The 11,345-nt window shown below is 30.1% G+C and carries 12 protein-coding genes; 1 reads left to right on the forward strand and 11 read right to left on the reverse strand.

Annotated features, from left to right (window positions below; translation table 11 throughout):
* Positions 1 to 265: 265 nt before the first annotated feature.
* From V7Q02_RS10035 to V7Q02_RS10055, 5 genes are all read right to left on the reverse strand, one after another.
* Entirely contained in the window at positions 266 to 832 is a 567-nt protein-coding gene (locus V7Q02_RS10035) for a nitroreductase family protein (protein WP_333860879.1), read from the reverse strand.
* Positions 833 to 877: 45 nt separating this feature from the next.
* A complete protein-coding gene (locus V7Q02_RS10040) occupies positions 878 to 1,297 on the reverse strand; it encodes an acyl-CoA thioesterase (protein WP_333860880.1) in 420 nt (139 codons plus the stop codon).
* 143 nt (positions 1,298 to 1,440) lie between these two features.
* On the reverse strand, positions 1,441 to 2,169 hold the full coding sequence (locus V7Q02_RS10045) for an acyl-CoA dehydrogenase family protein (protein WP_333860881.1): 729 nt from the start codon (positions 2,167 to 2,169) through the stop codon (positions 1,441 to 1,443).
* Positions 2,133 to 2,594 (reverse strand): acyl-CoA dehydrogenase family protein, encoded by a 462-nt coding sequence (locus tag V7Q02_RS10050; RefSeq protein ID WP_333860882.1) that lies wholly within the window; start codon positions 2,592 to 2,594, stop codon positions 2,133 to 2,135. Before V7Q02_RS10050 ends, V7Q02_RS10045 begins: the two co-directional genes overlap by 37 nt.
* Positions 2,581 to 3,663: an AMP-binding protein gene (locus V7Q02_RS10055; RefSeq protein ID WP_333860920.1), complete on the reverse strand. Its 1,083-nt coding sequence runs from the start codon at positions 3,661 to 3,663 to the stop codon at positions 2,581 to 2,583. The genes V7Q02_RS10050 and V7Q02_RS10055 overlap by 14 nt, the downstream gene beginning before the upstream one ends.
* 384 nt (positions 3,664 to 4,047) lie before the next feature.
* Here V7Q02_RS10055 and V7Q02_RS10060 point away from each other — a divergent pair, with 384 nt between their 5' ends.
* On the forward strand, positions 4,048 to 4,713 hold the full coding sequence (locus V7Q02_RS10060; protein WP_333860883.1) for a histidine phosphatase family protein: 666 nt from the start codon (positions 4,048 to 4,050) through the stop codon (positions 4,711 to 4,713).
* Positions 4,714 to 4,776: 63 nt separating this feature from the next.
* Here V7Q02_RS10060 and V7Q02_RS10065 read toward each other — a convergent pair whose 3' ends face one another.
* The 6 genes from V7Q02_RS10065 to V7Q02_RS10090 all read right to left on the reverse strand — a co-directional run bounded on the left by V7Q02_RS10065 (position 4,777) and on the right by V7Q02_RS10090 (position 11,340).
* A complete protein-coding gene (locus V7Q02_RS10065) occupies positions 4,777 to 6,639 on the reverse strand; it encodes a MutS family DNA mismatch repair protein (RefSeq protein WP_333860884.1) in 1,863 nt (620 codons plus the stop codon).
* 92 nt (positions 6,640 to 6,731) lie between these two features.
* Positions 6,732 to 8,051 (reverse strand): hypothetical protein, encoded by a 1,320-nt coding sequence (locus V7Q02_RS10070; protein ID WP_333860885.1) that lies wholly within the window; start codon positions 8,049 to 8,051, stop codon positions 6,732 to 6,734.
* A gap of 203 nt (positions 8,052 to 8,254) precedes the next feature.
* Positions 8,255 to 8,866 (reverse strand): ABC transporter ATP-binding protein, encoded by a 612-nt coding sequence (locus V7Q02_RS10075; protein ID WP_333860886.1) that lies wholly within the window; start codon positions 8,864 to 8,866, stop codon positions 8,255 to 8,257.
* Positions 8,867 to 8,873: 7 nt separating this feature from the next.
* A complete protein-coding gene (locus V7Q02_RS10080) occupies positions 8,874 to 9,617 on the reverse strand; it encodes an ABC transporter permease (RefSeq protein ID WP_333860887.1) in 744 nt (247 codons plus the stop codon).
* Positions 9,580 to 10,569 (reverse strand): ABC transporter substrate-binding protein, encoded by a 990-nt coding sequence (locus V7Q02_RS10085; protein WP_333860888.1) that lies wholly within the window; start codon positions 10,567 to 10,569, stop codon positions 9,580 to 9,582. The genes V7Q02_RS10080 and V7Q02_RS10085 overlap by 38 nt, the downstream gene beginning before the upstream one ends.
* Before the next feature lie 75 nt (positions 10,570 to 10,644).
* Positions 10,645 to 11,340, reverse strand: a complete 696-nt coding sequence (locus V7Q02_RS10090; RefSeq protein WP_333860889.1) for an SDR family oxidoreductase — start codon at positions 11,338 to 11,340, stop codon at positions 10,645 to 10,647.
* Between the last annotated feature and the right edge of the window lie 5 nt (positions 11,341 to 11,345).

Raw genomic sequence — 11,345 nt, forward strand, 5'->3', positions numbered from 1 at the left:
CATCCATATTATTCTAAATGAAAATCTCCATCATACTTGAACTACGCCTAAAAATAGGCTTTTTAAATAAAGCCTATTTCTATCGAATAAAGTTAACCTTATGAAAATATATAGCTATTTATAGAGAATATTTGCCTTGTGTAAATATATTATATATTATGCTAAGGTTGTATTTTTTCTTTTTCATCTCCTTATAAAACCAATACTCACCATTATGGAGTTCGGAGTACCATACGAGAAAGAAGAACAATCAAATTTAATTATCCTAATATAACCATTTTGCAATTTCTTGTAGAGAATTTCGTGGACGTGGATATGGAGATTGATTTGGATAGCCTATAGCCACCGCAGCTACCAGTTCATCTTTACGATTTAGCCATGAACATATCTCCTTATCACAATAAAAAATATCGCAAATCCAAAGAGTACCTAATCCAAAATTCTGTGCGGCTAAGAGGAGTGTTTGAACAGATGCACCTATTGATTGAATATCAGTAAGCAACCTATGGTGGTTATAGTCTTTTTCGAAATTGGAAAATGCATTAAAGACTAAAACTACCGCCGATGCTTCATTAATTGAATTGATGCTTAATTCGAAACTTCCAATAAATGTGTTCTGTTCTTTGTGTAAATTCAACACATTCTTCATAATATCTACTAACTCATTTTTTTTTACGTTTTGAAGAATGATAAATCTCCATGGTTGACGGTTTTTACCGGAAGGTGCTTTAGTTGCTAATAATAATAATTTTTCTAGTATTTCTTTTGATACCATTTTATTTTGAAATTTCCTTATACTTCTTCGTTCTTCTATTGCTTTTATTGTATCCATATTAGTTCTCCTAAAATTTGATTTATCTTTATAATTTTTTGTAAATCAACCCTCAAAGTTGGAAATTACATCTCGGATATTATTGTCAATTGACTTTTTAGTTTGTGTAACGGCATCTGTAAATACCCACACTACTTCACCTTCGCATTTTAATGAATCATCGTTTTTACAATATACATACAAATTAAACGTTAAACTTGAATTGCCCATATGTGATGTTTTTACATATACATCAATTAAATCATCAAACATTACTGGCTGATAATAACGAGCCGATGTTTTTAATACGAAAAACAAGCTATTTGAGTTCATGTTTAGACAATCTAAAAGTTTAAGACTCCTAAAATACTCCGTAATGGCAGTATCAAAATATGTATAGTATACACCATTGAACACATGATTATGTGGATCAGTTTCTGTGAACCTGACTCTGAAAGTATGATGAAATTTACACTGGTCTTTCATTTTTTATAACAACTCCTTTTGATATCTAATAATGCAAAACATAATGAGCCCATTAGATTAGAATTAGCGAATCCTATGATATTTTTTAATAATCATATGGGGCTTGTTTGCTATACTACTTATTCTATGCGAAACTTAAATAGCTATTTCACACTTTTTTTTCTTAAAAGTTCTCCGGCTATAATAAGCTTTTGTATTTCATTTGTGCCTTCATAAATTTTGAAAAGTCGAGAATCACGGTAAAAGCTCTCAATAATGCTATTTGCCAGGTAACCATTTCCACCGAATATTTGTACTGCATTATCAGCTACCTCACACAAGGTTTCCGTTGAAAAATATTTACACATGGAATATTTTTCCTTAATGTCTTCATCATTTGACAATCTCTTAGCGGCATCTCTTACCATACATTTAGCAGCATAGGTTTTAGTAGCGGAAACTGCTAGCATATTTTTGATCAACTGGAAACTGCTTATGGATTTATTGAATTGCTTCCTTTTTTTAGAGTATATAGTACACTCAGATAATAGCCTTTCACACATACCAACTGCTATAGCAGAAATACTTAATCGTCCTTTTGTAAGAGTTTCCATAACAATTTTCATACCATTTCCTATTTCCCCAATTATATCTTCGTTGTCAATATAACAGTCTTTTAATACAACTTCTGCAGTATGTGAACCTTTATGTCCCATTTTATTATCGATATTCCCAATACTCAACCCTTTATTGTTTTTAGTTACTAAAAAAATAGCAAATTTATCATCATTGGTTTTTGCCACGACAGTAATTAGATCCGCTTCAGGTGCATTAGTTATAAAACGTTTCTTACCGTTCAATATCCAACCATTATCTTTTTTTCTGCCAAGCATTGAATACTATGAGCGTCAGAACCTGCATTTTCTTCTGTTAAAGCAAAAGATGATATTATGTCACCCTTGGCTATTGCAGGCAAGTATTTATCTTTTTGTGTTTCAGATCCATTTAATAGAATAGCAAGAGAACCAATGCCGATGTTTGTACCAAAATATGCCTCAAATGCAGGTGATGTCTTCCCAAATTCAAATAATACTTCCATTTCAGAACAAGGCGATAATTCTAGTCCCCCATATTTTTTAGGTATAGTTAAACCAAAAAGTTTTAACTCTTTCATTTTTTCTATAATGCTTTCTGGAATTGTATCTTCTGTTTCTACAATCATTTCAGATGGAATTAAAACATCATTTACAAAAGTCTTTATCTTTTCTAAAAAATTATCATTTATATCTTCAACTTTTAATTTTTCATTGCAATTCATAATATTCTCCCCTCTCAATATTGTCAGTTATAATCTTACGAGATACTTTATCGTTATTATTTCTTGAAAACGAGGTACATTGGTAAAATTTCTTAGGTATTTTATAATGTGGAAGATGTTTCTCGCAATATGTGTAAATATCAGTATAGGTAATTGATTTACTTGTAATTAAAATTACACATAACAATTGACCTAACCGTTTATCATTTTTCCAAGTTGCAACAGCATCAGATATTCCATCCATACTTTTTAAAACGTCTTCAATTTCCGAAAAATAGATATTATTCCCTCCTGATATGATCATATCTTCCTGGCGCCCTATAATAAACAATTCGGAATTGTCAATATAACCCAAGTCCCCAACAGTTGCCCATTCTCCATCTTTATGAAATGCTGGCGTACCGTTATTAAATAGGTATCCAAATGATATGTATTTACTCTTTACCCATATCTCTCCGATTTTACTATTCATGTCTTTTCTCTTACGTACTTGTATTTCAACACCTTTAAATGGTACACCAACAGATCCCTTAGCATTTTTGTTTTCAGATAATTTTCTAACTGAAACAAAACCCAGTTCAGACGCTCCATAGTATTCAAATATATTAGCATTTGGCATATATTTGTTAATTTTAGTGCTCAAAATATTTTCTAACTTTGCCCCTGATGTAATAATTTTATTAACATTATTGCAGATAATATCTTTTTCTTCAATTTCTTGTACGATGTCAAAGAGTATAGTCGGAACAGAATATATCGTAAGTTTAGTTCTTTCCGTCATTATTTTACTTATTTTAGAAATATCATGCTTTTTAAGTATATATATAGTCGCTCCTCTAAATAATCCCTCTATAGCAGGGTATAGGGAAAAACCATAGTTTAATCGTCCTGTAATTAGGATCGAGTCTCCACTTTTTATTCCAAATTCCTCAGTACTTGCATTGAAGCTATTAAGCCACGCATCCTGTGTTTGTAAAAATGCCTTAGGAAGAGATGTAGTGCCTGAAGTGAAACCAACATACAAAGGATTATCAGGTAAATCATTTATTTTATCACTATCTGGAACAATTAAATTTAGAGCTTATCCCTAAATTATTATAATTACAAAAAACCATACCAAGGTCTTAAGTATAGTGATCCTATCGAAATATATTTTAAAAGTTCGGTCATTTACTTTTATATGGTAAAATTATACTTTTAAATAAATATTATGTCAAATTTGATTATACTAACCTAATGATAGCAAATACCTGACATAATTTCCATTTGAAAGTAAGATGAATTTGGAGAAAGTATTATTAATATATTTCATTAGAATACTGTTTGTTGACCTAAAAATATACTAAAAAATTGTCTTGACAAAAGGAATATTCTTAAGTTTATAGTTATTAAATAATAACGGTTCAAACTATTCTATAACTAATATAATTAAATTATACAAGGAGGAATATGTATGGATGAAAAAGTAATATTTTATGTGACCAGACATGGTGAAACATTGTACAATATATTGAACAGAGTTCAGGGATGGTCAGATACTCCATTAACACCAAAAGGAATCAAAATAGCAAGACTTTTAGGAAAAGGATTAAAAGACACACCACTTGCAGCTGCTTATTCTAGTGATAGTGGACGAGCAGTTGAAACAGCTGAAATTATACTTAATGAAAGTGGCAATAAGCAAATCAAATTATGCCGTGATAAAAGACTAAGAGAATGGGGATTTGGAAGCTTAGAAGGAACATCTAATAAAAATTTACTAAATATTATATTACAAAGTATACCCGGAATCAATATAGCTCAACTCAATGATAATTTGCCACAAATTTCCGAAGTAATTGTTCACTCTGACAAAATTTCATGGGCGGAAAACTTTCATACAATACAAAATAGATTGAGATCTGTTTTTAAAAATATGGCAGCTACCACCTCACTAAATGGTGGAGGAAACGTTCTAGTTGTTACGCACGCATTTACGATTAAGACATTAATCTCTATATTCGCTTCACATCGTCTTAGCGAAATAACAAAGATAGAAAATGCAAGCATAACAAAAATAGTATATCAAAATGATAATTTTAGAATTATTGACATTAACAATACTCACTATATTAGATGACTTATCCATATTTTCATCAGGTATGTAAATCCTTTTACAAAAATGCTATTCGTCCTCATTAATTTATTCTATTTTAATCCCAGCTAACTTCATCAAATATACGGCATTTCTTGTAGAGGAAATTCCATCCTTTAATTTATAATCAAAATAAATTTTATTCTCCCTATAATATTCAGAAAAATGATAGTTTTTAATCTTTAAGTCCTTATTCTTTACCATTTCACCTAGTTCTAAATCATGGGTAGATATAACCCCCAAATTTCCTGTTCTGTTTAATTGATTTACTAAAGTTATAGCTCCAATATACCTATCTCCTGAGTTAGTTCCCTTAAAAATTTCATCTAATAAAAACAATACTTTTTTCCCTTCTTTTGAGGCCTCAACAATACTTTTAATTTTTAATATTTCTGCATAAAAAGAAGATATATTTTGTGCCAAATTGTCATTTATTATCATACAGCTATACATCTCCATAATAGTACAATAGAATTGCTCTGCACATACGGGAGCTCCAGCATAAGCTAATATAACATTAATTCCTATAGTTCTCATAAATGTACTCTTTCCAGACATATTAGAGCCTGTTATGAGCATAACTGGATAAGTTTCTTCAAGCCTTAAATTATTACATACCCTTTTTTCTCCTAAAAGAGGATGTCCCATATTTTTTGCTATGATTCTTGATGGTCCATCTATAATTTTAGGCATACTCCAATTAGGATTATCATATTTGATAACTGCAATGCTACATAGGACTTCTAATTCTGCTATTATATTAATCCACTTTTGAAAGTTATTTCCTGATTGTATCTTCCATCTTTCAATAGAAATAGTCCAGTGGTATTCTATCATAAGAATAGGATTCAAAATGAAATATACCATATTACGTCTATTGGCTATAGATTCACAAATTTTGGAGAAAACATCTATCTGTTTAGATGCACTTTCACCGTTATTATAAAGTTCTTTATATAAATTCATAATATACTCTGATTTAAATTTATGTTTTTCTATATGTGTAAGCATATTTTTATATGCTTTTATGTTATAATTGTATTTCTCAGCAACAATTAAATTTTTAATTCTGCCTTCTTTTTTTATCCTTAAAATAATACATTGAATGAAAATCAAAAAAATAGGACTGTAATAAGGAATTATATAGAATATTTTCGGTGCACTTTTGTAAGTTCCAAAAAAAACAGATAATATATAATAAAGCATTTTCACCAGTAAGGTTAAAGTAGTTATTGTGGTTATTACTGACAAAATCCTCAAAATCCAAATTACTTTATTTTTTAATATGTAATTATTTCTTTGTTTCATCCATAAAAAAAGTTCTTTAGGATCCTGTCTATTATTGCAAATTACTTTTCCTTCTGCTTCAAGCCTCTGCCTGAAATATATTTTCTGTCCAAGTTCTAAAACTGCAGATTGTCTATCATATATATTCTGTTTGTTTTGAGGTTTTTCTGTCAATATTTTCTTCAATTTTTGTCTTCCAATGTGAGTATGGGCTGTATTTATCCATTGGAATAAAGAACCTTTTCCAAAAACATCAAGATCATAGGAATAATTATGGTTTTTATCTATAAAATCTTCCCCCATATCCTGAAAAGTTTTCCATTCCCCTTCCAATCGTTTTATTGAAGTTTTATTTACTTCATATAATACACTCAAATAGTTCTTTTTACGTTCCACTTTTTTATATAAATACGTTAGATAAAAAAGCAAAATAACCACAACTAAAACTATAAAATTAAACATAAAATGTCTTTTTAATATATACATTCTTATTAAAATTATAAATCCCAGTACAAAAGTAACAAATCTCAAATTATTCAAATTATCTATATATTTTTCCTGCTTCTTGAGCAATAGATTATATTTTTTCTTTCTCTTTTTATATTCCTTTAGTGCTGGTATCATTCCTTGCCTCCCGCTAATAACCCTATAAAAAAATATTATAAATCACCTTTTATAACAATTATACTATAAAAGGGAGTTCAACAGCACACATTTTACTCCCATAAGTACCCAGCATACTGGTCGGAATTTTTATCCAATTTATCTAATATACTTGCAGCTTTTTCTGAAATCTCTTTATCCGGATTGTTTTTTAACTTTTCCAAATTATCTGAAAATTCAATATATCTTGATGTATCCGCCAGAGATAAAGCCAATTTTATATCATTCTTAGAGTTATTATCCTCTAACATTTCATTAATAATTACAAAATTCATATCTACAAAATAGCTTACTATGGCATTATCATTAATAGAGTTCATATTATTTCCAACTAATCTTATGGAATCCTTATTTTTTGTCTCTCCCAGAGCAAACACAGCTGCATCAACTAATTTTTTGGAGTCCTCACTGCTATTAGATAATTGGTTATTTTTAAAAATATCATCTGCATTTTTGATTAATAATCTTTTATATTTTTCCTTATCATCATATATTCTAAAATATTTAGATAAAATGAACAAAGAGGCTTGTTCTTCCCCGGCAGTATATTTATCTTTATTTTTTACAATATCATCTAAGTATTTATCAGTAGTTTTCTTATCTATATCACTTAGTTTATATAACGCCGTCATTTTTGCCATATCATTAAATCTATCAAAATCCAAAACGTTTTTTAACATAGGCACATCTTTAGCATTATAATCGCTAATACTTTGGAGAGAATAATTAAATAATTCTTCTTTAGAATTTAATGCGGATGAATCATCTGTAATTTTACTTGAACCTTTACTTTGTAATAGTTCATCATTATTCATATTTTCTTTAACCAATTCTCTAAGCTTTCTATTAAATTTTTCATCGTTTTTCTTAGAGTATATGGCAGTGTCTATCATAAATACCTTAAAATATGTATTTACATCATTAGAATTCAGAAGTTGAATATAATCCCTTGATGATAAATTAGGTACCAATTTATTTTGGACAACAGCTGAAAATATAGTTAAACCTGATGAATCATTATATTGAGACAATTCATCTGCTGTTTCTGCTATAGTGAGTAATAATGTATTGGTATCCATTGCATTTAAGTATGTATTTATTTTTGTATTTATCAGATCTGCACTTTTTATTGGATCCATCGTTTGCAATGATTCTGGCTGAGTCTCTTTACAAATATCCTTTAATTTTTGAAAATGTTTTTTTTCTTTAATTTGTTCTGCTGTTGGAACTGATATTTTGCTTTCCTTCACGGGTGTAATTACTGAAATTTGGCTATTTTTAGTATTATCAGCATATATTTTTTTGCTTGAAATACCTAAAATAGAACAAATCATAATTATAGCAATAATTCCACTTACCTTTTTTCTGTTCATTGATTTTTCCCCCTTATGAAGCATTTAGTGAGCAATAAAATAATTTATCCCAAGGCTGAACACTGTGCCAAGGCCTCCATCTTCTTGAAAGTGTGGATAATTAATGGCAAGTCAATTAAATCAAAACAGCAATTTTACCTTTTAAAATAACAATAACCTATTATAGTGTAATTTTACACTATAATAGGTTATTAGTCAACTAATTACAGAAAATAGACCTTATCTCCCATAATCTCAGCTTCACCCTTGTCATGAGTTACCAATATAACGGTTCTGCCTGTTTCTCTCTGGTGAATTAAAAATTTTTTTATTACACTGCTTTTCAGTCTGTCATCCATACCCTTAAAAGGCTCATCCATTAAAATCAAGCTGCTTTTATAGGCAATGGCCCTTGCTAGGGCAACCCTTCTTTTCATTCCCCCACTCAATTTATCTGGAAGCTTATCTTTATACTCCAATAATTCAACCATGTCTAAAAATTTATTTACAGTTATGTTCACTTCATTTTTATCCAAGGTGGATTTTAGTACAAATTCAACATTTTTATATACTGTGAAATAAGGGATAAGTCTGTCTTCTTGAAACACATAGGATATACTCCTATTTCTCAATAGGACTTCTCCGCTGTAATTTGTTTCAATGCCGCTTATAATATTTAAAAGAGTGGTTTTTCCACAGCCTGATGGCCCCAAAATAACTGCAATTTTACCTTTTATAAAGTTCATATTCAAATTAGAAAAAACAGAAGCTCCATCATAGGATTTATTCAAATTTTTAATTATCACCTCATAATTATGTTCATGTTCCACTACCATATCTCTGTCACCTTTGTAAATAATATTTAAATACCTTCTCAAACATAAAGCTTAAAATAACTACTACAATAGTCCATGCAAATAGCTCTGCTGTTTCCAAGGTAGTCTTTGCACTTAAAAGATTCAGCCCTATAGAGTACCTTGGGATGCTCAAAACCTCTGAAGCCACCGAAACCTTCCATCCAATTCCCATACACATAAGTATTCCCGATACAATATAATTTTTTATGGAGGGTAAATATATGTCTTTAAGTATATATTTCCTTTTTACTTTAAATACAACGGCCATCTGTATAAGGCTTTTATCTATACTTTTTACTCCCTGAATCACATTAGTATATACTATGGGAAAACATATGAGTATAGCTGTAAAAATCACTACATTAGATGAACTAAACCACACCAGGGCTATAATAATTATGGATATGACAGGAGTTGCCTTTACAGTAACTATAACAGGTTCCAAAAGTTCTTCAAAAAATTTGTTAAGCCCAGCTGTTAACCCAAGTACAATGCCTATAATCACAGAGAGCAAAATTCCAATTATAACCCTTATTACACTGCTTAAGACACTTTTCCAAAAATAAAATTTACCCATAAGTAATACAAGAGATTTTAATACTTGAAAAGGAGAAGGCAAAAGAAGTTCCTCATTTATAAAAACAGAACATACATGCCAAATTAATATCCAAAATATTAATATACCTATCTTTTTAATTATTTTTGTTTCCGATGTAATAGAAGTTTTCATCTGGAATTGTTCCTCCAATAGACTTTGGATCATTTTCATTTAACACTTCATAGAATTTTTGAAGATCCTCCTTGCCTTCTTTAGCACTAATAAATACTATATTGCACTTTGGAATTGCTTCCTCTGCTACCTTTGCCTTTGGAATGACGCCATATTTTTCTATAAGTTTTGATGCTTCTACTTTATTATTATTTACAAAATCCACAGATTCCTTATATTTCTTTAAAAAAGCATCTACATCCTTTGATCTATCCTCTATAAAAGATTTCCTAAATATAAAAGTTCCCATTATAAGCTTGCCTTTTCCCTGGGATACCTTGTCCCATTCTTTTGTCAAATCTATAGGTACTTGAAGGTCACTATCCTTCATTTTAGCGGTAGTTACAAAAGGCTCTGGTAATACTGCCAGGTTAATCTTTTTAGATGCCACTGCAGCAGCCAAATCACTGTGATTCATCTTGTAATCCACTATTACATCCTCTCCTGCAGTTAATCCATTCTCTTTCAATATATAGTTCAATGCAAATTCAGGTACAGAACCTTTTCCACTGGAATAAACAGTTTTACCTTTCAAATCCTTTATATCCTTTACGGTACTTCCGTTTTCCACTATATATAAAATTCCCAGTGTATTTATACCTGCAAGTTGAATCTGTCCTTTTGTCTTATTGTATAATACAGATGCCAAATTAGAGGGAACAGCAGCTGCATCCAACTGTCCATTTACAATTTTAGATACTATCTCATCTGAGGAATCGTATACAGTAATGTCATAATTATCTTTATCCCCCATAAGCTTTGCCATGCCCATGCCGGTAGGCCCCTTTAAAACTGCTATTTTAATCTTAGTGGATTCTCCAGAACTGCCCTTCTTACTAGAACAACCAGTAACAAATAAAATAGAAATGACAAACACCAGCATCATTCCAATAATGCCTATTTTTCTTTTCATAAAAAATACCTCCTTTAATAATGTCTAATTAAAATTATACACCATTAATTAAATATTTCATGACTTTTGTGGAAGTTATTTTCTTCTTATTCTATGTTTTTGAGGCCTTATGGTAATATCTGTTACAGCTATATTGGAGTCTTGCATTAATATGGATTTTACTATATCTGCTATAACCTGGCTGTCTACATAGAAATCACTGTCACTGTCATCCTCACTAAAATTTGCGTTTCTATAAAAGTTACTCTTTGTCATATCGGGATGAATAGAAACTACCTTCACTCCAGTTTTTCTGATTTCTGAAAAAAGACTTTCTGAAAAGTGGGTTAATCCTGCCTTTGTGGCAGCATAAGTACAGCCATAGGTACTTATATATTTTGCAGTAACTGAAGATATATTTATAATTATTCCTTTATTTTTCTTTAAATCCCTTAAAAGAACATTGCAAAGCACCATAGGTATTTCCAAATTAGTTGAAACCATACTATGTATCTTTTCAGGATTCAATTCTTCATGGGGTCCAAAATATCCCACCCCTGCATTATTCACCAATAAACATACCTGGTTTTCTTTTTTAATTTTGTCTATAATTTTTACAAAAGCGTTTACCTCTGTAATATCGCAAACTTCCTGAACAAAATTGGAATCATAAAAATCCACTTTAGAAAAATCTCTTCCAAAGCCGTATACTTTATAACCCATAGATAGAAGCATTTTTGAAATTTCAAATCCTATTCCCGAAGAAGCTCCTGTCACAATCGCAGTTTTCATAATTC

This window comes from Clostridium sp. (assembly GCF_036781005.1).
In the GTDB taxonomy this organism is placed as follows: domain Bacteria; phylum Bacillota; class Clostridia; order Clostridiales; family Clostridiaceae; genus Clostridium_B.

Excerpts from the sequence above, each read along its gene's own strand:
- V7Q02_RS10080 (WP_333860887.1), bottom strand. The coding sequence starts at position 9,617 with ATGAAAACTTCTATTACATCGGAAACAAAAATAATTAAAAAGATAGGT.
- V7Q02_RS10065 (WP_333860884.1), bottom strand. The coding sequence starts at position 6,639 with ATGATACCAGCACTAAAGGAATATAAAAAGAGAAAGAAAAAATATAAT.
- V7Q02_RS10070 (WP_333860885.1), bottom strand. The coding sequence starts at position 8,051 with ATGAACAGAAAAAAGGTAAGTGGAATTATTGCTATAATTATGATTTGT.
- V7Q02_RS10040 (WP_333860880.1), bottom strand. The coding sequence starts at position 1,297 with ATGAAAGACCAGTGTAAATTTCATCATACTTTCAGAGTCAGGTTCACA.
- V7Q02_RS10035 (WP_333860879.1), bottom strand. The coding sequence starts at position 832 with ATGGATACAATAAAAGCAATAGAAGAACGAAGAAGTATAAGGAAATTT.
- V7Q02_RS10050 (WP_333860882.1), bottom strand. The coding sequence starts at position 2,594 with ATGAATTGCAATGAAAAATTAAAAGTTGAAGATATAAATGATAATTTT.
- V7Q02_RS10060 (WP_333860883.1), top strand. The coding sequence starts at position 4,048 with ATGGATGAAAAAGTAATATTTTATGTGACCAGACATGGTGAAACATTG.
- V7Q02_RS10075 (WP_333860886.1), bottom strand. The coding sequence starts at position 8,866 with ATGGTAGTGGAACATGAACATAATTATGAGGTGATAATTAAAAATTTG.
- V7Q02_RS10085 (WP_333860888.1), bottom strand. The coding sequence starts at position 10,569 with ATGAAAAGAAAAATAGGCATTATTGGAATGATGCTGGTGTTTGTCATT.
- V7Q02_RS10045 (WP_333860881.1), bottom strand. The coding sequence starts at position 2,169 with ATGCTTGGCAGAAAAAAAGATAATGGTTGGATATTGAACGGTAAGAAA.
- V7Q02_RS10090 (WP_333860889.1), bottom strand. The coding sequence starts at position 11,340 with ATGAAAACTGCGATTGTGACAGGAGCTTCTTCGGGAATAGGATTTGAA.